The organism is Arthrobacter sp. efr-133-TYG-104, from assembly GCF_030208915.1.
In the GTDB taxonomy this organism is placed as follows: Bacteria; Actinomycetota; Actinomycetes; order Actinomycetales; family Micrococcaceae; genus Arthrobacter.
The window spans coordinates 38,539-60,363 of sequence record NZ_JARVTA010000023.1; the positions used below are offsets into that span (position 1 = coordinate 38,539).

At 64.1% G+C, this 21,825-nt stretch carries 21 protein-coding genes; 9 read left to right on the forward strand and 12 right to left on the reverse strand.

What is annotated here, in order from left to right:
- The first annotated feature begins 23 nt into the window (after positions 1-23).
- A complete protein-coding gene (locus QRN04_RS15330; protein WP_284976888.1) occupies positions 24-527 on the forward strand; it encodes a GNAT family N-acetyltransferase in 504 nt (167 codons plus the stop codon).
- Between the two features lie 48 nt (positions 528-575).
- Here the strand turns inward: QRN04_RS15330 and QRN04_RS15335 are convergent, their stop codons facing one another.
- Positions 576-1,385, reverse strand: a complete 810-nt coding sequence (locus QRN04_RS15335; RefSeq protein WP_284976889.1) for an HAD family hydrolase — start codon at positions 1,383-1,385, stop codon at positions 576-578.
- Between the two features lie 83 nt (positions 1,386-1,468).
- Here QRN04_RS15335 and QRN04_RS15340 point away from each other — a divergent pair, with 83 nt between their 5' ends.
- Positions 1,469-2,530: a glutathione S-transferase family protein gene (locus tag QRN04_RS15340; protein WP_284976890.1), complete on the forward strand. Its 1,062-nt coding sequence runs from the start codon at positions 1,469-1,471 to the stop codon at positions 2,528-2,530.
- Positions 2,531-2,717: 187 nt separating this feature from the next.
- Here QRN04_RS15340 and dctA read toward each other — a convergent pair whose 3' ends face one another.
- The gene (gene dctA, locus QRN04_RS15345) at positions 2,718-4,028 is read right to left on the reverse strand and encodes a C4-dicarboxylate transporter DctA (RefSeq protein ID WP_284976891.1); all 1,311 of its coding nucleotides are present in this window, start codon (positions 4,026-4,028) and stop codon (positions 2,718-2,720) included.
- 57 nt (positions 4,029-4,085) lie between these two features.
- Positions 4,086-5,243 (reverse strand): PrpF domain-containing protein, encoded by a 1,158-nt coding sequence (locus tag QRN04_RS15350; protein ID WP_284976892.1) that lies wholly within the window; start codon positions 5,241-5,243, stop codon positions 4,086-4,088.
- A 111-nt stretch (positions 5,244-5,354) separates the two neighbouring features.
- Here QRN04_RS15350 and QRN04_RS15355 point away from each other — a divergent pair, with 111 nt between their 5' ends.
- The gene (locus QRN04_RS15355; protein ID WP_284976893.1) at positions 5,355-6,254 is read left to right on the forward strand and encodes a LysR family transcriptional regulator; all 900 of its coding nucleotides are present in this window, start codon (positions 5,355-5,357) and stop codon (positions 6,252-6,254) included.
- 35 nt (positions 6,255-6,289) lie between these two features.
- On the opposite strand, the gene QRN04_RS15360 is transcribed toward QRN04_RS15355, so the two are convergent.
- Together QRN04_RS15360 and QRN04_RS15365 are read right to left on the reverse strand one after the other, a co-directional pair.
- A complete protein-coding gene (locus QRN04_RS15360) occupies positions 6,290-7,225 on the reverse strand; it encodes a carbohydrate kinase family protein (RefSeq protein WP_284976894.1) in 936 nt (311 codons plus the stop codon).
- Positions 7,226-7,265: 40 nt separating this feature from the next.
- Positions 7,266-8,093, reverse strand: a complete 828-nt coding sequence (locus tag QRN04_RS15365; protein WP_284976895.1) for an alpha/beta hydrolase fold domain-containing protein — start codon at positions 8,091-8,093, stop codon at positions 7,266-7,268.
- 110 nt (positions 8,094-8,203) lie between these two features.
- Here QRN04_RS15365 and QRN04_RS15370 point away from each other — a divergent pair, with 110 nt between their 5' ends.
- From QRN04_RS15370 to QRN04_RS15380, 3 genes are all read left to right on the forward strand, one after another.
- Positions 8,204-9,310 carry a GTP pyrophosphokinase gene (locus QRN04_RS15370; protein ID WP_284976896.1) on the forward strand — a complete coding sequence of 369 codons (1,107 nt, stop codon included), beginning with the start codon at positions 8,204-8,206 and terminating at the stop codon, positions 9,308-9,310.
- Positions 9,311-9,399: 89 nt separating this feature from the next.
- Positions 9,400-10,410: a bile acid:sodium symporter family protein gene (locus QRN04_RS15375; RefSeq protein WP_284976897.1), complete on the forward strand. Its 1,011-nt coding sequence runs from the start codon at positions 9,400-9,402 to the stop codon at positions 10,408-10,410.
- Positions 10,411-10,496: 86 nt separating this feature from the next.
- Positions 10,497-11,738 carry a D-arabinono-1,4-lactone oxidase gene (locus QRN04_RS15380; protein WP_284976898.1) on the forward strand — a complete coding sequence of 414 codons (1,242 nt, stop codon included), beginning with the start codon at positions 10,497-10,499 and terminating at the stop codon, positions 11,736-11,738.
- A 9-nt stretch (positions 11,739-11,747) separates the two neighbouring features.
- Here QRN04_RS15380 and QRN04_RS15385 read toward each other — a convergent pair whose 3' ends face one another.
- The 3 genes from QRN04_RS15385 to QRN04_RS15395 form a co-directional block, all read right to left on the reverse strand.
- A complete protein-coding gene (locus QRN04_RS15385; RefSeq protein ID WP_502868807.1) occupies positions 11,748-13,073 on the reverse strand; it encodes an amidohydrolase in 1,326 nt (441 codons plus the stop codon).
- A 130-nt stretch (positions 13,074-13,203) separates the two neighbouring features.
- The gene (locus tag QRN04_RS15390; protein WP_284976899.1) at positions 13,204-14,796 is read right to left on the reverse strand and encodes a 5-oxoprolinase subunit B/C family protein; all 1,593 of its coding nucleotides are present in this window, start codon (positions 14,794-14,796) and stop codon (positions 13,204-13,206) included.
- Between the two features lie 25 nt (positions 14,797-14,821).
- On the reverse strand, positions 14,822-15,547 hold the full coding sequence (locus QRN04_RS15395) for a LysR family transcriptional regulator substrate-binding protein (protein WP_284976900.1): 726 nt from the start codon (positions 15,545-15,547) through the stop codon (positions 14,822-14,824).
- Positions 15,548-15,580: 33 nt separating this feature from the next.
- Between QRN04_RS15395 and QRN04_RS15400 the strand changes: the two genes are divergently transcribed.
- Entirely contained in the window at positions 15,581-16,030 is a 450-nt protein-coding gene (locus tag QRN04_RS15400; protein WP_284976901.1) for a DUF5997 family protein, read from the forward strand.
- Between the two features lie 57 nt (positions 16,031-16,087).
- Here the strand turns inward: QRN04_RS15400 and QRN04_RS15405 are convergent, their stop codons facing one another.
- From QRN04_RS15405 to QRN04_RS15415, 3 genes are all read right to left on the reverse strand, one after another.
- On the reverse strand, positions 16,088-16,468 hold the full coding sequence (locus tag QRN04_RS15405; RefSeq protein ID WP_284976902.1) for a VOC family protein: 381 nt from the start codon (positions 16,466-16,468) through the stop codon (positions 16,088-16,090).
- 85 nt (positions 16,469-16,553) lie between these two features.
- Positions 16,554-16,859 (reverse strand): hypothetical protein, encoded by a 306-nt coding sequence (locus tag QRN04_RS15410; protein ID WP_284976903.1) that lies wholly within the window; start codon positions 16,857-16,859, stop codon positions 16,554-16,556.
- 93 nt (positions 16,860-16,952) lie between these two features.
- Positions 16,953-18,437, reverse strand: a complete 1,485-nt coding sequence (locus QRN04_RS15415) for a C40 family peptidase (protein ID WP_284976904.1) — start codon at positions 18,435-18,437, stop codon at positions 16,953-16,955.
- Between the two features lie 531 nt (positions 18,438-18,968).
- Here QRN04_RS15415 and QRN04_RS15420 point away from each other — a divergent pair.
- Entirely contained in the window at positions 18,969-19,532 is a 564-nt protein-coding gene (locus QRN04_RS15420; RefSeq protein WP_284976905.1) for a hypothetical protein, read from the forward strand.
- Between the two features lie 69 nt (positions 19,533-19,601).
- Here QRN04_RS15420 and QRN04_RS15425 read toward each other — a convergent pair whose 3' ends face one another.
- Positions 19,602-20,978: a flavin monoamine oxidase family protein gene (locus QRN04_RS15425; protein WP_284976906.1), complete on the reverse strand. Its 1,377-nt coding sequence runs from the start codon at positions 20,976-20,978 to the stop codon at positions 19,602-19,604.
- 137 nt (positions 20,979-21,115) lie between these two features.
- Between QRN04_RS15425 and QRN04_RS15430 the strand changes: the two genes are divergently transcribed.
- Positions 21,116-21,823, forward strand: coding sequence for a TetR/AcrR family transcriptional regulator (locus QRN04_RS15430; RefSeq protein ID WP_284976907.1), 708 nt, complete (start codon positions 21,116-21,118; stop codon positions 21,821-21,823).
- The last annotated feature ends 2 nt before the right edge of the window (positions 21,824-21,825 follow it).

The following is a 21,825-nucleotide window of genomic DNA, read 5'->3' on the forward strand; positions in this document are numbered from 1 at the left end:
GTCAGCTTTCTGAAGATGTCTCCATGCGCTTATTGCGCCCAAGCGATGCGGCAGCGCTTGCCGCCGCCTATCTGCGGAACCGGGAGCACCTTGCCCACTGGGAACCGGTTCGCCCGGAAGAGTTCTACTCAGAAGCTTGGCAGGCTGCCGACATTGCCACCCGACTGGCGGCGGCAGAAGCTGGGACGGGTTATTCCTTGGGCTTGTTCGCGGGCGACGCCCTGGTGGGCCGATTCAACCTAGTGGGAATAGTGCGCGGTCCCTTCCAAAGCGCGGGTCTTGGCTACTGGATGGATAGCGCTTACGCGGGGCGTGGGCTGGCGTCAGCTGCGGTCCGGGTCATGGTAGACGCGGCCCGCGAGGAACTCGGGCTGCACCGCATCGAGGCGGGCACCCTCTTGCATAACGTCAGCTCGCAGCGGGTACTGCTGAAGGCGGGCTTCCAGCAAATCGGGATGGCGCCCCGCTACCTCCACATTGCGGGAAAATGGCAAGACCACAACCTGTACCAGGTACTCCTGCACTAGGCCGCGCGGGCAATGCCCCAACATCCGCCGTCGCGCATTAGATGCTTGCTAGACCCGCTGCTCCGTCAACTTTGCCTCGAGGATCTGGGCCACGCCGTCGTCGTCGAAGTGCGGAGCCTGCTGCCCCGCGGCGGTGATGGCGTCCGGGTGCCCACTGGCCATCGCGTACCCATGACCGGCCCAGCGGAGCATCTCGATATCGTTGGGCATATCCCCGAATGCCACCACATCCGCAGCGTCGATCCCCAGCGACTCTGCGTACTGAGCCAGGGTGACGGCCTTGTTAATGCCGGGAACGGACATCTCGAGCAGCGCTGTGCGGGGAGCCGAATGCGTGGTACTCACCAAGTGGGCGACCGCTGGCTGCACTTCGGCCAGGAACGCATCCGGCGTGCCATTGCGCGTAACGGCCAGGAACTTCACGACGGCGTCATCTGCAGCGAGCGTCTCGGCGAGGGGGGCGGGTGTGAACTCGGAAAGGAGCTCGCTGGTCCCGTTCTCGATGAAGCCGGGCTCCAGCTGGAAGCCGGTCAGCGTTTCCACTGCGAAGAGCGCGTCCGGCCGCAGGGATTTGATGATGCGACGGGCTTCGAGAACGGACGGGACATCCAGTGCGGATGAGGACAGTGCCGTCCCTGTATGAAGATCCCACACCACGGCACCGTTTGAACAAATGACGATGCCGCTGTGGCCGAGCTGTTCCTGGAGGGGGAACAGCCACCGCGGCGGACGGCCCGTGACGAAAACCAGCTCCACCCCTGCCTCGCGGCAGGCCTGAAACGCCTTAATGGTCCGGTCACTGATTTTGCCATCATGGCCGAGTATGGTGCCGTCAATATCACTTGCTATGAGCCGCATCTTGCCAGTCTACTTTGGTGCACATTTGAGAATTTGCCCTCGCGACCCCGCACACGGGCAAATCGAGAGCATAGTCTGAGGTAATGACTGACATCACCAGCACAGCCGAACAGCACAGCACCCGCGGCGCGTACGTCACTGGTGCCGAGTTCAACCGGGACACAAACTACATCGAGGATCGAATCACCCGCGACGGTAGACCTGGTGCCAACGGTGAACCCGGCTGGCCTGTGGAACCGGGGCGGTACCGGCTTGTAGCGGCGCGGGCATGCCCGTGGGCCAATCGCACCGTCATCGTCCGGAGGCTCCTTGGCCTGGAGGACGTCATCAGCCTCGGCCAGCCCGGCCCCACCCACGATGCCCGGTCCTGGACCTTCGATCTTGACCCCGGCGGTAAAGATCCCGTGCTCGGGATCGAGCGCTTGCAGGAGGCGTTCTTCCGCCGTTTCCCCGAATACCCGCGCGGGATCACCGTCCCGGCCATCGTTGACATCCCCACGGGCGGAGTTGTGACCAACAACTTCCCCCAAATCACGCTGGATTTCTCTACGGAGTGGACGGAGTTCCACCGCCCCGGCGCCCCAAACCTCTATCCCGAGCATCTGCGGGAAGAGATCGACCAAGTGAACAAGCGGGTTTTCACTGAGGTTAACAACGGCGTCTACAGGTGCGGATTCGCTGGGTCCCAAGAAGCCTACGACGCCGCGTACACCCGGCTGTGGAATGCCATGGACCGGCTGGAGGAACGGCTTTCACGGCAGCGCTACCTGGTGGGAGATTCCATCACTGAGGCGGATGTCCGGCTGTTCACCACCCTCGCGCGCTTCGACGCCGTCTATCACGGGCACTTCAAGTGCAACCGCAACAAACTCAGCGAGATGCCGGCATTGTGGGGCTATGCCCGGGACCTCTTCCAGACGCCTGGCTTCGGGGACACCATCGATTTTGTGCAGATCAAACAGCACTATTACATCGTCCATGAGGACATCAATCCCACGCAGATCGTACCGATGGGACCGGACCTGTCGGGCTGGTTGACCGAGCACGGGCGGGACTCACTCGGCGGCAGTCCCTTTGGAGAAGGGACTCCGCCAGGGCCCGTGAAAGCCGGGGAGGAAGTGGATGCCGGGCACGGGGCCGCCTGACCCTTGTTGTCAGTTCGGAACGTACCTCACAACGCAGGTAGAGGACGTAACTGATAGAGGAGGCCGGCGGTTCTTTGACCGCCTGCCTCCTCTGCTTGTGCGCCCCCTCACCGCGCCCGTCCTTCGGGTTTCCTGTTGCGATGGAATGCAGCGGGGGGCTCACATCTATGGGCCGATTCCCGTCAGCTCAGTGAGCTAATACGGGGTCGGCGAGCGGGATCGTGTCACGTTCGGTGGGCTTGTAGCCGGCCTGGAGCTCGGTACGAAGTTTCTCCAGGTTCAGCGCCCCCTGCCATTTGGCCACCGCAACGCAGGAAACAATGTTGCAGACGGTGCTCGTGAGGGCACGCGCCTCGCTCATGAAGCGGTCAATTCCAACGATGAGGGCCACACCTGCGACCGGCAGGGTCGGCATCACGGTCAGGGTCGCGACGAGGGCCACGAAACCGCTGCCTGTCACGCCAGCAGCACCCTTCGAAGTCAGAAGCATCATTCCTAGCATGAGAAGGATCTGGTCCCACCCGAGGTGAATATCGCAGGCCTGGGCGATGAACATCGAGGCGAGGGTGAGGTAAATAGCTGTGCCGGTGAGGTTGAAGGAGTAGCCGGTAGGGACCACCAGCCCCACGACGCTCCGGTCACAGCCAAGCCGTTCGAGCTTGGTCAGGAGGCGCGGTAGTACCGGTTCGCTGGAAGACGTAGCGAGGACGATCAGGAATTCATCCTTGAAGTAGCGCAGGATCCGCCACAGGCTGAAGCCGGTGAGCTTGGCCAGGATTCCCAGGCCGACGGCAACGAAGGCGATGCAGGCGGCGTAGAAGGCAAGGATGAGCATGCCCAGGTTGCCGATGGAGTGGGCTCCGTACTTGCCGACTGTGAAGGCCATGGCGCCAAAGGCCCCCAAGGGAGCCACCTTCATGATGTAGCCGAAGATGACGAACAGGAGCTTGTTGAAGCTGCTAACCACGCTAAGGGCCTGTTGGCCTGGCGCGCCGAGCTTGCTGAAACCGAAGCCGCACAAGAGCGCGATGACAAGCACTGGCAGGACCTCGCCGTTGGCAAAGGCGCCGACGAAGGAACTGGGGATGATGCTGAGAATGAAGTCCACCGGATTGCTGCTGGGCAGTTGACCCGTGTACTTTGCGGCGACCGAGGAATCCAAGTGTGCCGGGTTGATGTGCAAGCCGGCGCCCGGCTGGAACAGCATGACGGCGGCCAGACCGAAAGCAAGCGCCAGCGCCGTGAGCACATAGAACAGGCCGAGCGAGCGAACCAGGGTGGGACCGACCTTCTTCGTGTCGGTCAGCGATGTGATGCCTCCGACGATGGTGCAGAACACGATCGGCGCGATCATGAATTTCACGAGCTTGACGAAGCCATCGCCGATCGGCTGCAGGGCGGAACCGAGGTTCGGCCACAGGGAACCGATGAGAACGCCTAACGCGACGCCGATGAGTACCTGGACATAGAGATGTCCGAGGATGGATTTGATCTTCATTGAACAACTTCCTGGGTGTGCGGCCCTGTCAATGATGGCAGGGCAACGGTTGAGGGGCTAGGCCGTCAGGTCGGCCGTCTGGGCGACGTCGATGTCGGCGGTAGCAAGGTGCCGGGCAGCCCTGTGGAGGGCCACTTCGATGACGTTGCCGTTGTCATCTGTGGTGACTTCGGTGACGATCACGCCGGCAGGTGTCCCGATCCGCAGCAAGCGTGGGGCTCCCGGAATGGCGGAGTGGGCCGGTTGCGCCACGTTGGCCACTACCGACCCCGGCAGCGCGGCCGCGAGGGACACGGCCACAGCTGAGGTCAGGCCGATGGCGGGGTGCGGTGCAAGCATCGAGAGCAGGCGCACTCGTAGGTCGTGGCTGTCCTCGGCGATAACCGTTCCGTCCGCGGCGATGTAATCACCGGGCGCTGCCACCACCCCGACCTTCGGTACTGCATTCTGCGGAGGGTCTTCAGGCTTCCGCAGCCCCATGGCTAGACCCGCAGAAGCCCGTGCGGCGACAAGCGTTGGCAGGTGCTCCGAGAGGTTGCCGGTCATGGACGACAGATCGATGCCAATCTCCTCCGCCGGTATGAGCGCAGCCGGTGCGCCTGCATCAACCAGCGTTGCCGTCAGCCTGCTGTCGCCCGTCCAAATTTGGTCGGCCACGTTCCCGGTGGGCAAGACTGCACCGGTGGTCCGGCCCCAAGGTGCGTGGAATGACAGGCTGACCGGAACACCCGCAGCGCTGCTGCCCGGAACCCTGGCCAGCCCGGACCTCGGAACGGTGCCGCCTGGGGTTGGAACCGTCCCGCTTAGCACCGCTCCCGTATTGAGATTGCGCATGCGGACCCGGGTGATGCGCTCCCGGGGAGGAACAATGCCTGACTGGACGGCGAATAGGGCAATGGCAGTGGCGCAGTTACCGCAGTTGGAGCCCAGCTCCACTGTCGGATCTCCGATGCCGACTTGGGCGAAGAGGTAGTCAAGATCCGCTTCCCCGTTCGGCGTGGCCCAGACGACGGCGGCCTTCGACGTCGTGGAGGTCCCGCCGCCAACGCCGTCGAGCTGGCGCGCGTCCGCTGCCCCGAAAGCGGCGGCCAGCAGCGAGCGGATCTCCTCGCGGTTCCCGGCATGCGGAGTGACGTCTTCAGCGTCAAAGAGCCAGCACTTGCTCGTGCCGCCCCGGTACCAATGGCCTAGGAGTCCCATTGTTTTCTCCATCATGTCTCGTAGATCTTGCGCTTCACAGCGCCTCTGGTTCTACGATCCGCGATCCAACACTTCAGCACAATCGAAAGATTCTCTATGCCCATATACTTTTGCTAAACTCTCAGCATGGCCCATCTCGATCTTCACCGGCTCCATGTGCTCCGCGAGGTAAGCCGTTCCGGTTCACTGACATCGGCAGCGACGGCCCTCTCCTTCACTACGTCAGCGGTTTCGCAACAGATAGCGAAGCTCGAACATGAGGTGGGCGTCGCGCTGGTGGATCGGCATCCCAGGGGCGTGGTGCTCACCGAAGCAGGGCAGGCCCTCCTGGGCTACGCCGACGAGATCGACAGAACGATCGAAGCCGCCCACGCCGAGATGGCAGAGTTCGCCGGCATGCGCCGGGGCCAGTTGCGGATGGGAACATTTCCCACCGTGGGTGCTTCCCTCATGCCCGACGTCGTTCTCGCCTTCAGGGCGCGCCACCCGGACGTCACCGTCACAGTTATCAGTGCACGGCGGGAGGGGCTGCTGGAACGGCTGCGTCGGCGGGACATCGAACTGACGCTGCTATGGGACTACCCGTGGCAACCGATCGAGGATGAAGACCTAACCTTGGTGACGCTGATGAACGACCCAACGATGCTTCTGGTACAGCGCGATCACCCCGTCGCGGGACGCCGATCCGTCCGCATCGATACGTTGAGGGACCATGAATGGATTGTCCGCGACGAACACCCCGTGGCCGACGTCCTCCGCCGCGTCTGCCGCGACGCGGGCTTCGAGCCACGGATCGCCTTCGCCGCCAACGATTACCAGGAGACGCAAGGCATGGTCGCCGCGGGCATCGGTATCGCTTTGGCCCCGCAGCTGGCCCTCAGCGCGCTGAGGCCTGACGTCGTCGCAGTCCCCCTCGCCGGCGCCCCCAAGCGCAGGATCCTCCTTGCCCACCTCGCCAACCGCCGGCTCAGCCCACCCGCACAGCAGGCCATGGCGGTGTTTGGATCGACGGCGGTAGGGAAGTAGCGGGACACAGGAGCAGAGGCCCGCTCATCCCGCGTTCAGCTCATCCAGTCGTTCAGTTCGGCGCGAGTGGGCGGGTTCGCTCCGGCGCGGGACACGGTGATAGAAGCTGCGCGGGCGGCGTGCTCCATGATTGCGGCCAGGGTTTCGGCAGGCATCCCCCGCAGCGTCTCGCGGTTCTGCGCACCGTCAAGCCCGCGATCCACAAGAGCGGACAGCAACCCTGCCATGAACGAATCGCCGGCGCCCACGGTGTCCACAACGTCCACCGCCGGTGCGGTGATCCCGGCTTCACCAGCCCTGGTAACCCCCCACGGGCCTTCCGCGCCGCGCGTAACCACCACCAGGGCGGGTCCTGCCGAGCCACCTAACGTCAGCCAGCGTCGTGCCGACTCCAGCGGGTCCACACCGGGATACAGCCACTGAAGGTCCTCGTCGGAGGCCTTCACGACGTCGGCAAGCACCACAAAGCGTTCGGTTTGGTTCCGCGCGTACTCGACGTCGGTGATGATGCTGGGACGGCAGTTGGGATCGAAGCTGATGGTGCTGCTCGGGTGTGCATGCTCGACGGCGGCAAGGACCTCCGCGGCACCCGGCTCCAAGGCTGTGGCAATCGAACCTGTGTGCAGCAAAGTGGCGCCCTGCAACATGAGCGGCAGGCGGGCCCCAAGGCCAGGCAGTTCCCAAGTGAGGTCGAATGCGTAGGTGGCGGCGCCGTCGTCGTCGATCCGGGCAGTGGCAATACTGGTTGGCTTGTCGTCCGGGGGAAGCGGGACCATCACCGAACTTGAGCGCAAGTGCGCGGCCACCGAGTCCCCGTAGGGATCCCTGCCGTATCGGCCAATGAACTGCACCGGATGATCCAGCCGGGCAAGCCCAACGGCCACATTGAGCGGGCTCCCGCCGACATGTGCCTCAATGCCGGAGGAACTTTGAACCACGTCAACCAGGGCCTCACCAATAACAGTCAGCATGGGAACACTCTGCCAGAGGACAGGCGCCACAGACCAACAATTACGAGAGGAGTCGCTGCACCAACTCACGGCACTTTTTGTATGCCACGGCCCTGGGATCGATCAGGTCAAAATGGTCGCCCGGGACGCGCAACAACTGGGCCGGAGTTCCCGCGGCTGTGGCGGCGGCGACGTACGCCTCCGACTGGCTGGCGGGAACGTCCTCGTCGTTGCTGGCATGCACGGCGTACACCGGCACGTCGATCGGCAGCAAGCTCATGGGGTCGGCGTATTTATGCCGCTTGGGGAACCTGGCTGAATCTCCGCCCATCAGGTTGCACACCGCGCCGTTGCTGAGGTTGAGTTTCTCCGCCGCAGCCAGGTTGAGGAGGCCGGACTGACTGACGACGCCGGTGAGGTGCACGGCGTTAGCCTCCAGGGTGCGGACGAGTTGGCGATCGGCGTCGGGCGTTCCAATCGCTGAAAGGCGCTGGCGGCCCGCAGCCCATACCGCCAAGTGGCCGCCAGCGGAATGGCCGAGCGCCACCACTTTGCCAAGCTGCAGATCGTGGTCTCCGGCGATCTGGGAAAGGTGGTCGATGCCAGCCAGGATGTCCTCGAACGTATGCGGCCAACCACCACCGTTGCCGGCACGCCGATACTCCAGGTTCCATGCAGTGATGCCATGGGCAGCGAGGTCGCGGGCCAAAGGCTCACCGAGCTCGGCTCCGTACTGCGATCGCCAGTAGCCGCCATGGATAACCACCGCTACTCCGCCCGCGACGGCCGAGGTACCGCGGTGGTGGTGGTTTCCGTTGTTCGGTTCGGGCGTAAAGAGCTCGCCCCACTGACTGGGGTGTTCGCCGTAGCTGTACTTATGCCGCAACATTGGGCCCTCCTTTGTACCGAGCCTATCGTGACGGTCTGCAGGTTTGGCTAGAGGCACCCCGACGGCGCGCGGCCCGGTTTAGTGTCGGGGGCGCACCGTAAGCTGGGGGCATGGCAAGCAATCGGGACAGCCTGGACCAGGACCAGCGCGAAGCAGTGGACGCGAACGTGGCGCTGTATGAGCGTGTTCGCCCTGCCCTCAAGCAGGTCACGCGCGATGTCCTGCTGACCTTGAGGGACATGCTGAACGACGCCGAGGTAACCCCGTTGTTCGTCACCGGCCGGACCAAGACTGTCGAGTCTTTCAGGGAGAAGATTTCCCGCACTGATGAGCCCTTGGAACCGGGCGGACCCCGGCTCCTGAAGTTCCCGGACCCCTTCCGCACCTTGAATGACATGGTGGGTATCCGTGTGATTACCAAGCTGCCTGCGGAGAATGCGGCGGTTGCCAACATCATCAAGCGCCAACGGCAGCTCTTTGATTGCCGGGGAGACCGCGAGAAGGACATTGGTTCCATCGAGTCCGGAACGTACGGATACTCCAGCCGGCACCTCATCCTTCGAACCATCCAGAATGAGACCGTGAAGGAATACCAGCACGTCTTCAATCCGGACATGCCTGCCAACGGCAGCTATTTCTTCGAGTGCCAGATCCGGACCGTGTTTGCGCATGCTTGGAGCGAGATCGAGCACGACATCCGCTTCAAAGCCGAAGACCCGCGCGCGTGGACGCCCCACTTCGATCGCCAGTTCACCGCCACGGCAGCCATGTTGGAGACGGTGGAGAGTGCCTTTTCCGATCTTCACGAACGCTACGAGGAAGTCCGCGCCTATTGGGACCTTGAGGGTGACGGAAGCATGCCGCTCACTCCCAACCGGGTGCGTGACGTCTGGCGTACGCTTTTGCCCCACGTAGACCGCAAAGTTGACGATGACTGGGGGTGGGCCGCTGAACTGCTCGCCGCCCACGGACTGACCAAAACAGTGGAGCTTGCGGGGCTACTCAGCGCCAACCGCATCACCGAGGTGCGCAAGGCCTTGGACCACCGCTACTCCCCCGGCCCGGACCGCCTGCTCGATGACCTCCTGTTGTGGCAGTACGGAACCGAGCACATCGACCTCACCGCGGAGGGGCCCGACGTCGTCCCGCACCCGCGGCGCGACAGCCTCCAACGACGCCTCAAACAGATTGAGCGCTACCGCCAGACGCTGATGTAACACGACGCCGCGGTAAGGCAGCTGACATATACACCGCTGCGGATGTAACGAAGTCGACCCTTGTGCGGGCCAGGTGTGAGCATGGATGGATGCTTGAGGCAACCAACACACCGTCCACTGCTGGAAAATCCGCGGAACCGCTGAATGCGGCCCTTGCCGCCGAGGCACGCATCGCCCGCATCGCTGTCACGGTCTTTCCGCTTCTGGTGGTCCTTGCGGGCATCCTCGGATTCCTTATTCCGGAGCTGTTCAAACCCATGGGAACGTCTGTTCCGTATTTGCTGGGCATCATCATGTTCTGCATGGGCCTCACGTTGACCCCACCGGATTTCGCGTCGGTTGCCCGCCGACCGTGGGCCGTTGCCTTGGGCATCATTGCGCATTACGTCATCATGCCCGGTGCGGGATGGCTGATCGCGGTCCTTCTTCAGCTCCCTCCCGAACTTGCGGTGGGAGTCATTTTGGTTGGTTGCGCACCCTCGGGCACCGCTTCCAATGTCATGGCCTTCCTCGCCAAGGGTGATGTGGCTTTGTCCGTGGCCGTCGCCTCGGTATCAACGCTGATCGCGCCGTTGGTCACCCCTGCGTTGACGCTCTTCCTGGCCGGGTCGTTCCTCCACATCGACGCCGGTGGCATGTTCCTGGACATCGTCAAGACCGTCTTGGTTCCCGTGGTGGCGGGTGTGCTAGCACGGCTTTTCCTCTCGAAGCTCGTCGCGAAGGTTCTTCCGGCACTTCCTTGGGCATCCGCCGTCGTGATTTCCCTGATTGTGGCGATTGTTGTGGCCGGGAGCGCGGGCAAGATCGTCGCCGCAGGCGGCATCGTGTTCTTGGCAGTCGTCCTCCACAACGGCTTCGGGCTCGGCCTGGGTTACTTGGCCGGCAAGCTCGGCCGCTTGGACGACAAAGCACGCCGTGCCCTCGCATTCGAAGTGGGTATGCAGAATTCCGGCCTCGCCGCCACGCTGGCCACTGCACACTTCAGCCCGCTTGCCGCATTGCCCTCAGCAGTGTTTTCCCTGTGGCACAACGTCTCCGGCGCGATCGTGGCTGCTTTCCTGGCTCGCCGCCCATTGAGGGACAAGGCCGCCCGAGGCTAGCTCTCCTGTGGATAGTTTCCTTGACGCAGGTCTTGTGAGCGTTCACAATTTCTGGGACAGACGTTTACATCGCGGGGAGAAGTTGAATGAAGAACTGGGCAGGCAACCTTGAGTACTCCTCGGCAGAGGTCCACCGCCCCACCTCGGTGGTCGCGTTGCAGGAGCTCGTGGCCAGCGCCGCGAAGGTCAAGGCCCTCGGTTCGCGACACTCCTTCAACACTGTTGCCGACACGGACGGCACCCACCTGCTCCTTGATGCGCTGCCGCAGGAAATAGTCCTCAACAAGGAAAAAGGCACGGTCAAGGTAAGTGGGGGCATCAGCTACGGCGCCCTTGGACGAGCACTTGAGGACCAGGGTTATGCCATCCATAACCTTGCCTCGCTTCCGCACATCTCCGTCGCGGGCGCGATCCAAACAGGCACGCACGGCAGCGGGGTCAACAACCCCTCCTTGGCCGGCGCCGTCGTCAGTATCGATCTGGTGCGCGCCTCCGGCGAGTTGGTAACGCTCACCGCCGACGACGACGAGTTCCGCGCCAGCGTGGTGGGAATCGGCGCCCTCGGTATCGTCACTGGGCTTGAGTTGGCCATACAGCCGACCTTCCAAGTCCGGCAGCGGGTACTGACAGGCTTGTCCTGGAACGAGGCGCTGGCCAATTTCCAAGAGATCGCCTCGAGCGCATACAGCGTCAGCTTCTTCACCAACTTCACAGGCGAGACCATCCCCCAGGTGTGGATCAAAGCGCTCGATACTGATGCGCCCCTTGCTGACATGTTCGGAGCGATCCCGGCCACCGTGGCGATGCATCCCCTCCCGGACATGTCGGCAGAGAACTGCACGGAACAGTTGGACGTGGCTGGCCCTTGGCTGGACCGGTTGCCCCATTTCCGCCATGAGTTCACTCCCAGTAACGGCGAAGAACTGCAGAGCGAATTCCTGCTCTCCCTCGACCAGGCGCCGGCAGCGCTCCGCGCCGTCCGGAACCTGGCAGGCAAACTGGCACCCTTGCTCTTCATCTCCGAAATCCGCACCATTGCTGCCGACGACTTCTGGTTGAGCCCCTTCTACGAGCAACAGAGCGTGGCACTCCACTTCACCTGGAAGCCGCTGCAGTCCGAGGTTGAGGAGATCCTCCCCGAACTTGAGGACGCGCTCCGACCCTTCGGGACCCGCCCGCACTGGGGCAAGCTCTTCACCCCGGACCAGTACGACTTCGCCGCCCTCTACCCACGGTTCGAGGATTTCCGGAAGCTGGTGCTCGCCCACGATCCTTCGGGCAAGTTCAGCAACGCTTTGCTGGACGGGATTCTGCAGCGCGACTCCTGAAGTCCCGCTCTACCGCGAACTCGCCGGGCGTCCCAGCCACGCCAAGGCGGCAACGACGACGGCGGCGGTGCCGGTCTCCAGCGTTGGGCTGATGACCGGAGCGAAGTGCGGCGAATGGTTGGCCGGGATTTCGCTGGAGACAGCTCCAGCGGCCTCGGCTTTCGCGTACAGCGTGTGGTCGGTCCCGCCGAGTCCCCAGTAGGTGTAAGGAATGCCGAACGAGTCCGGTAGCTCGCTGAAATCCTCACTGGCAGGTTGCCGGTCAAGGGTGGAAGCCCTTTCGCCGAAGTGGTTGCGGAAGGCCGCGTCGACCCGGGCCGTGACTTCCGGATCGTTCTGGGTCAGCGGGTAGTGATCGTAAAGCTCGAACTCCGGATCCTTCGGCGAACCGGCGGCGCTGCATTCTCCGACCACAATCCGCCTGATTGCATCCAAAAGCAGGGTCCGCGTTCGGTCGTCGAAGGTACGGATGTTCAGCTCCAGCACGGCTCGGTCGGAGATGATATTGCTCTTGGTCCCAGCGCTCATCCGGCCGATGGTCAGGACCGCGAATTCCCCGGGGGCAACCTCGCGGGAGACTACGGTCTGCAAGCGCAGGACGATCGAAGCAGCCAGGACCACGGGGTCAATACTGAGCTGCGGCATGGAGCCGTGGCTGCCCCGACCATAAACCGTGATCCGCATGCTGTCAGCGCTGGAGAGAAAGGCGCCGGGCCGGGTCCCCAGGTGCCCGGAAGGAAATGCAAGGACGTGCTGCGCCATGGCGACGTCCGGCTTCGGGATCAAGGCGGCCAAACCGCCGTCGAGCATCTTCCGTGCACCATTGGCCAGTTCCTCCGCCGGTTGGAACAACGCGATGAACGTTCCGGACCATCCGGACGGTCGCTCCGCCATCAACCGTGCCGCACCGAGAAGGCAGGCCACGTGCACATCGTGCCCGCAGGCATGAGCAACAGGGACCTGCCCGCCGTCGTCGTCGGTCGCAGACTCTTTACTCGCGTACGGAAGGCCGGTGTCCTCGGCAACAGGCAACGCGTCCATGTCCGCCCGCACCAGCACGGTGGGGCCTTCACCGTGCTTGAGGATGCCCACCACGCCGGTGGACCCGATCTTGGAGTGCACCTCGTAGCCGAATTCCTGGAGGAGCCCGGAAGCTATGGCTGCCGTTCTGCTCTCCTGGTTGCCCAGTTCAGGATGCTGATGAAGGTCCTTGTACAGCTCCTCTTGCCAGCCGGTCATGCCTTCTTGGCCGGCAAGGACCATCGCAACTCCGCCCTGGTCCGGCACGCTCGCATGCGCCCCGCCCAACGCTCCACCCTGCCCGGTTCCGTCCATAGCCATTCCTTCCGCGCGGCTGTCGTCCCTGCCATCCCTACATAAACTTGGCGCACTCGTCGCTGCACCGCAATACAGTCGTTGCGCGCAACGAAAGACGCAACGAAAGATCAGTGGTTGGGCTGCGTGCCTACGGAGCGAACGTGGCCAGACGAAACCGGATCCGGCCCCCGATGGGCACTTGGGCGGCCAAATCCAGATCTTCCTCGCGAACCACGCCGATCACGGGATAGCCGCCGGTGATGGGATGGTCCGCCAGAAAGAGAACGGGCAAACCGGCGGGAGGTATCTGGAGTGCGCCTGCCACAGTTCCTTCACTGGGCAGCTCGCCCTTCCGGGTTCGCTGGAGGGGCGTGCCGTCAAGGCGCATCCCCACCCGGTTGGATTGTGGGGTCACCAACCATTCCTGGCTCGTCAACGATTCAAGGGCGGACGAGTCGAACCAGTCATCCCGCGGTCCTGGCGCTACCTCAAGGACCGTAACCCCCGTGCGCGGAAAATCAGGTTGAAGCTCAGGGCTCCCCACTGCAGCCGATACCGTGTTGCCACCAGCCGGCAGCACTTGGCCGCGAACCAAAGGCGCCGGCCCGATGCCGGACATCGTGTCTGCCGAGCGGCTGCCCAGCACCTCCACAACATCCACTCCCCCACGGACGGCCAAGTAGCTCCGGAAGCCGGATTCGGGAGGACCGACAGTCAGCACTTCGCCGTCGAGCAACACAAAAGGGGTCGCCATCGGAACGGTCCGGTTCGACGACGAGCGGACGGTCAGGCTGCTCGGGGCTCCAGTCACCGCCACCACTTGGTCCCCCACAGCCTCCACCACGAGGCCACCGTTGACGGACTCGATGGCAGCAGCTGAAGCGGCGTTCCCTACGAGCCGGTTGGCCCGGCGCAGGGACGCCCGATCCAAGGCTCCGGCAGCGGAAACACCGAGAGGGCCGTAGCCGCGGCGGCCGAGGTCCTGCACGAGGCTCTGCGCACCGGGTTTGAGGATACGCAGTCCGGACAGGCCAGACCCAAGATGCTGCTCGGATTCGGGAAGATGCGCGGAAACAGCGGCGACGTTCACTACCTCGCGGACCGCCCGGTACTGGACGCGGTCGCCGGGCCTCACCAGCGCCGGTTGCGTTCGCTCCAAGTCCCACATCCGGGCGCCCGTGCGGCCGATCAGGTGCCAGCCTCCCGGTGAACTGCGGGGGTACACGGCCGAGTATGGGCCGCCAAGCGCCACGGATCCAGCCGGTACAGCGGTCCGGGGCAAAGGGCGGCGGGGAACGGTCAGGACATCGTTCTGGCCCACCATATAGGCGAATCCAGGCGCGAAACCGGCGAAGGCCACGGTCCACACCTGTCCGGTGTGGGCGGCTACGGCGGCGTCCGGGCTCAGTCCAGTGATGCCGGCGATGTCGGTGAGGTCCTCGCCGTCGTAGACGGTATCGATGACCACCAAGCCGGACCCGGTGACCTCGGGCGTAACGATGTCCATTTCAAGCAACCGGGTCCGGATCGCGCGGATTGCCGACGCCGATTCGCCCACCACCATGACCGTTTCTGCCGCGGCCACCACGTCCACTTGCCCCGGCAACGGTGCCCGGGTGAGCATGTCCTGCAAGGCGAGTACGTCCTTTAGGCCGTCCAACTCGGCCAACACTGCGCGCGTACCCACTGGCCGGAGGGCGCGAATTCTCCTGGGCTTGCTGCCTTGTGTGTCGACTTCCAACTCCCCTCCAGCCTTCCGCGGGACGTTAGCGCTTGCCCTTCTTCCGCGAACCCTTGCCGCGGCCCTTGTCCGGATTCGGGGCGTAACGCTGGGCGACGGCGGGCTTCTTGGGGCCGCCTCCGCGACGGTCCGGCTTGGGCGCCTTCTTGGGCTTCTCTTGCTGGGCCGAGGGTTGCCGTGAGCTCTGGGCTGTGCGGCCGCGGACAATCCCGATGAACTCCTCGACCACCGGGCCCTCCGTGCCCACAAGCCATGCGAGGGCAATCTGGGAACCCGGAGCTCCGGTCAGCGGCCGCATGACGGTTTCTTTGTTGTTCAGGTGGCGTGCCACGGACATCGGCAAGATCGCCAAGCCCGCACCCGAGGCCACCACTTGGAGGGCCATGTCCGGGCCGCCCATCTCGTCCACATCCAGGAAATTTTCTTCGGCGAGATCTGCCAGTGCCACTTCCTCGAACACCGAGATCTCGTGCCCCTTGGGAGCAACCACCACCGGCTGCTCTTCATACAACGGAATAACGTTCAAGCCTTCGCGGTCCACGGGTAGGCGGACAAAACTAAGATCCGCCGAGCCGTCCCGGAGCACCGAAAGCTGCGCGCCGTCGTCGGACATGAACGCCTCCAACGGCACATCGGGCATACGCTGCTCCCAACGCCGGATCCACTTCCCGGGTGTCACTCCAGCAACGTATGCGAAGCGCAGCCCTGGTTGGGGCTCGGGTGACTCGGGTGATTCTTCAGCGTCTGGCACACACTCACAGTACCGGCCAGATACCCTTGAAGCATGACTCCCAAAGACTCCCAGTCCATGAAGCCGGCCACCGTTGCCAAGAAACTCGGCATCTACCTGCCGGCTACACCCCAGGAGTTCCAGGATTCATCCATCTCCCGCGACGAATTCGCCGAACTCCAGGCCAACCCCCCGGAGTGGTTGGCTGAACTGCGCCGCAACGGGCCGCACCCGCGCCCAGTCGTGGCCCACAAGCTGAACGTCTCCATCAGCGGCCTCGCACGCGGCGGCATCGAGGAAGCACTCACGACGGCGGAAATCACCGAACTGCTGCAGTCTCCGCCGCAGTGGCTGGTCATCGAGCGCGCAACACACGCTGCTGTCCGCGCTGAGGCGCAGCGCGTCAAGGACGAGGCACACAAGAAGGCCGCCACCAAGGAAGCCAAGGAGAACGCAGCAGCCAAACGCGAAGCCCCCAAGGGGACCAAGCGCAACCACGCGTAGGACCTTTCACACGTTGTGGCCGGGACACCAGTCCCGGCCACGGCTGTTTAACCCGGACTAGTCCTGGTGGAGTTGAACGAAATTGCCGCAACCGTCATCGAAGACGGCACTGATACCCGACGGGTCTTGGGCAGGTGCGCCCTTGAAAGTCACCCCTGCGGCGAGCAACCGCTGATACTCGGCCTCGACGTCGGGTACGCCCAGCACCACAGCCGGCATTCCGGCGTCGTACACGGCGTTCATGTAGTTCGCACCAATCGGGTTGTCGCTCGGTTCCAGCAACAGGCCTGTGGAGCCGGCACCGGCGCCTGGATCCTTGATGATGAAGAGGTTGTACTCGGGCATCGCCATTAGTGTGTCGAAACCCAGGGTCTCCGTGTAGAACTTGTGGGCTGCGGCCGGGTCCTTGACGTGGATGCTGCACATTTTCAGTCTCATGATGCCAAGGCTAGTTGCATTGGGCGTGGACCGAGGTCGGGCGTCGAACCGTTGTGACGCCGCGCGCTCGATCCTAGTGAGAGGATCACCGATTACGCGCCTGGCGGGCCAACCGAATGAAGCCATAGACGAACACTGCCTCGACAAGCACCATCAATCCCAGCAGCAGCCACTGGCGCTGGGCGATGAAGACAACGGCGCCGGTGACCACCAGCGTGGTCCCGAGAATCAGCGCATACACGGCGAATCCGAGGGCGACTCTCGCACTGCGGACACCGGTGCTGAAACCGAATCCCACCGGTTCGCCGCCTGGACGGCCGGGCACACGGTCCGGGTGGGCGTTGTTGTCCTTGTCGAATTCCTCCCAGAGATCCGGATCCTGGTCGTTCATGTCCTCATCATCTCGCAGCACGGGCAAGAGGGCGGGCCGGAGCACCAACCAGCCTGGGGGCGGTCACAGGTTCCGGCAGTCGCGCGCCAGTGGCTAGTACCTGGCGGCGTACGGGTAGAGGTCCATGCCCACCATTGAACTGATGGACGAGACCGTGATGCCTTCCTGTGGGTTCAAGGCTTGCACCACCTGTCCGTTCCCCAGGTAGATGGCCACGTGGTAGAAGTTAGGCGCTGAACCCCATACCAGCAGGTCGCCACGGCGGGCCTGCGAGAGGGGAACGTGGACCGGCGCAGCAGCATACTGCTGCGAGGCGGTACGGGGCAGGTACATCCCGGCTGCGGCAAACGCACTCTGCACGAGTCCAGAGCAGTCAAAGCCATAGGGCCCGGTACCGCCCCACTGGTAGTAGAACGGTGCACCGACCTTACCCAAGGCAGCCGAAACCGCTGCTTCGTACGATCCCGAACCCGCGGATGGCGGCAAGGGGGCGGGAGCGGGCGCAGGTGCCGGAGCGGGCGCGGCCGGAGCAGGCGCGGCCGGGGCAGGCGCCGGTGCAGGCGCAGCTGGTTCGGGCGCCGCCGGTTCGGGTGCCGGTGCGACCGGTTCGGGAACTGCCGGCGCAGCGGGCGCAGCGGGTGCTTGGACAGGGGCAGCGGGCGCTGCCTGAGCAGGCGCGGCCGGAGCCGGGGCTGCGGGCGCACCTGCCTGCGCCGGCGTCCCCGGTGAAGCGGCGGTGTTTTGGGCCGCCTGATCCTGCGGTGCCTGGTTAGAGGCGGCGGTCAGCGCTGCCAACCGCGCCTCTTCACGCTGCCGGTCCAGCGCATCCACGCGGGCCGACTCAAGGGCCACAGTGGTGTTGCGGAGCTGGGCCAACTGGTCCACCAGGGTGGCCCGTTGCGCTTTCGCGTCGGCCACCGCTTTGACCTGCGCGGCGTTGGCCTGTTCGGCCTGCGTCTTGCGCTGCTCGGCCGTCTTTGCCGCGTCGTCCGCGGCTTTGTTGGCCTCATCGGCAGCTGCCGACAGGGACCGGGATGCGGTGGCGGCGCTAACCGCGGCGTCAAAGTCGCGGCTTCGCTTGGCTGAAAGGGCCTCCAGTGTGGCGGCCTGCTGCATGCTTTCGCCGCCGCCGGTCAGCGTTACGAGGGCCGGATCCATTCCGCCATTGCGGTACAGGTCGGCGGCGAGCTGCCCCACCTGTTTTCGTGTCTTATCCTGCTCTTCCCGCGCCGCAGAGGCCCGGGCCGCGGCAACCGACGCGGCTTTTGTCCTTTCCTGCAGCTCCACCAAGGCATCGCTGTACGCGTTGTTGGCCTGCATGGCAGTCGCAGATGCGGCCTGCTGGGCACCGGCCGCGTCCGCGAGGATCCGCTCAATGGCGGTGACCTCGTCCGCCGTCGCCGTCTCGCTGGCCTTCGCCGCTGCAATCTCCTCAGGCGAGGGCACGTCCGAAGACGCACGCACAGCGAAGGGAGAGGTCAAAGGGCGTGCGGCGGCTGCCGGAGTTGCCGCCGCGCCAAAAAGTACGACGGCGGCGCACAGCACCGCCGTCGTGCGGGCGGATCGGTATAAAGCCATGTACAGAAACCTCGAAACGGTAAGGGTGGGAGCGAGGTCCTGGAAGTGGCGCGACCGCGCCCCTCAGCTGCTCCCCGCAGTCCTGAGGTTACGTGAGCTCCGGCACATTAGCAACAACAGTCACATCAGTAACATAAACCACAAGGGTGTGATTCGCGGTGGCGCCGCGGGGGGTGTGTCGCGGGTCGGGGACGCTGCTGGGTCCCGCGGCTACCCCCTATGGTTCTACTTCCCGCCACAGGCGAACCGGCAGAGGATTGGGACACTGTTGCGTCGGCCCTGAGCGCGTCCAGGACCGTCTAGCGGTTAATTTGCGGGGCCAGCTGATCACTGCCGACGCCGGCCACCTGGTCCATGCGACTAAGCCCGACGAGTTCATCAAGCACGCGCTGCGCTTCTTGAACCAATGACCCGCGCGGGCATCCCGGGGGGGGGAGCGGCGGCCGCATGACCGGCCAAAATTTCAGTACCAAAACCACACGTGGGGCCGCATACTGAATGCAAAGCAGCGAGTTCGCTTGGAGGTGCCCGATGCCCGCGATGATATTCCTGTGGGGTGTTGCCCTGATTCTGGCAACAGCAGCTACAACGTTGATTCTTCACAGGAAACTGACCCATGGGCCTGGGCCCGAGCCGGACGCAATATTTTGGGACGTGTTCGCCGGCTCGGTGGTGGTCCTTCCCGGCGTCATCGTTCCTGCGCTGCTCTGGCCACCCGCCGCACTGATCATGCTGGTGACGGTAATGGCGACGGCGGCAGGAACCTTGGCAGCCACCCGGAAAGTGGAACGTATTCACGCAGCCGAGCCCCGGCGTCGTACTGGTTTTGTCGCGGACGCTGCCCGTCACGCCGAGGTCCTGCGGCACTGGCAGCAGTACGAACTGGACCCTGCCCAAACCATCGACTTCCCTGCCATGACGGACGTGAGGGCTGCGGAAACGGCCGCATTCACCCAGGCGATGCGCGAGGCCGAGCGCTGCAAGGTCACAGCGGGCACTGACTACCGGGCCGCCGTCGAACATCTTGCACAGGCACTCATTAGAGCCGAACGGGCAGCCGGTGTGCCTGCCCCGGCACTCCCCGCGCCGGGCTGACTTAAAACGGGCAACCGACAGGCCGGAGAGTGAATCTCCCCAGCCTGCCGGTTGAGCGAACCTGGGCGCCTAGGCGACCGGCAGCGCGGACAGCTTGTGCGCCTCGACGATGCGGGCAGCCGTTGCTTGGCCCATCCGCACGGCGCCGTCAACATGCTGGTAACCCTCTGCGGCGAGGTCGGACGAGGACCAGTAGATCGGTCCGACGTTCGCGTGTTGGTCCTTGCCGTAGCGGTGGAGGCCGCCGAGGTCGTAGCTGGAGGCGTACGCCCCACGGGTCCATTCTTCCGAGCCCCAGTCGGACTCGTAGTAGACCTCAGGGGTGAGCGCCTTCTCCCCCAGGAAGCCGGCGATGGATTCCAGGACGGCCTTCTTACGGTCTTCGGCGCTGAGCTCGAACACGGCGTCGGCCTTTTCGTCCGAGATAAAGCCCACCAAGGTTCCGCGGGAATCGCCGTGGTTCGTGTTGTCGTAAACCTCTTGGACCAAAGCACCTGCGCCGAAGCCGGTCCCGGACAGGCCGTCTTCGCGCCAGAAAGGCGTGCGGTACACGGCGTGGACCTTGATGACCAGGCCGAGCGACTGGTGCTGGTGCATCTGGTGCTGGCGACGCGGAAGAGGCGGATCAAACGAAACGCGGGAGTACAGGTTCGGCGGCACGGCCATGATCACGTAGCGCGCGTTGACAGTTGCCTGTTCAGATACAACCGTTGCGCCGTTCTCGTCCCACGTGATGCTGCGAACCGGGCTGTTGAGTACGACGTCGGCACCCAACTCGGCTGCCTGGAGCAGCGAAACCTGCTGCATGCCACCGATGACGCGCTTGTCCAGGATGAAATCTTCATCGGTCAGGTGGGTGAATGAACCGGCTGACGCAGCCATGAGCACGGCCTGCAGCGCGGAAAACGCGTGCGCGGGCTTGGTGAGCATGCCACCTGCAATGAAGAGGCCGATGTTGTTGCAGGCTTCCTCATCGCTGGAGTTCTGGCGGAGCCAGTGGTGGAAAGAGATGGTGTCCAGCTCGCGGGCTTTGGGGTGTGCCCACGGTTCCGTGGCGCCGATTTCAGCTGCAAGCCCGTCCAGGATGGCCGTCAGCTTGTCCATCTCGGCCTTGGTGGTCGGGTTGACCGGGAATGTGTCTCCCGTGTACTTAGTCCGCGTTCCGTCAGCGGCGATGTACACCGACTCGCCGTCGCGATAACGCGAGTACATCTCCAGGCCGAGCTCGTCCAGCAAAGCAATGAGTGCTGTCTGGTCAGGAGAGACCCACTGGCCGCCAATTTCGAGCATGGCACCGTCGATGGTGTCCGTCCAGGTACGGCCACCCACGCGGTCGCGTGCTTCCAGCACTGCGACGCTGAGTCCGGCCTTCTTCAATTCGCGTGCCGCCGTCAACCCTGACGGTCCGGCACCGACGATCACAACGTCGCGATCAAGATTCTGCATGATGTCCTCTCAGTGGCCGTCCGTGGTGGCTGACCAATAAATGAATGCCATTCATTTATACGATAATAGCGTTCAACTCCACCTCTGTGAAGACCCGATGGAATAATGCTGGGGACACGGCAGCAGAAAGGCCTCCGATGCCCGCACCCTCCCCCGCACCCGAGCCCGCATCCGGCGCCGCCGTCGGCAAGTCCCGACGCCGGGCCGGCCGACCCATGGCGCGCGTCCTGGATCAAGCGGGGATTACGACGGCGGCCCTGCAGCTGATCAGCGCCAAAGGTTACAACGGACTCACCATGGCCGCGCTGGCAAAAACCCTGGGCGTCGCGCCGTCCGCCCTCTATAACCACGTGGCGTCAAAGGACGACGTGTTGCTGCTTTTGGAAGATCACCTGGCCGCCATGGTGGATGTTTCCGCGTTTGGAGTTGAACCATGGGCCGCCGCCGTGCGCCAGTGGGCTTGGTCCTACCGCGACGTCTTCTCCGCGCACACACCCCTCATCCCGGTGATCGCTGTGCTCCCGGTCGCGAACGCACCCAAAACCCTTGCCATGTATGAGGCGGTCACCGCGGGCTTCCGCGAGGCCGGGTTTCCCGAAGAGAAGATCATTTCGGCCATCGTCGCCTTGGAAGCCTTCGTATTCGGCGCGGCCTACGACGTCACCGCCCCGGAGGACATTTTCGACGCCGGCAACCTCGCCGAGCAGGTACCCAATTTCACGGCTGCCGTGGATCGGCTTGCCGCGGAACGCCACCCCCGGCCCACAGATGTTGCCTTCAGCCTGGGGCTCGAGGCCTTGATTGCGGGCTTCTCGGCTATGACGGAATACGGCCTCCGGGGTTAGGG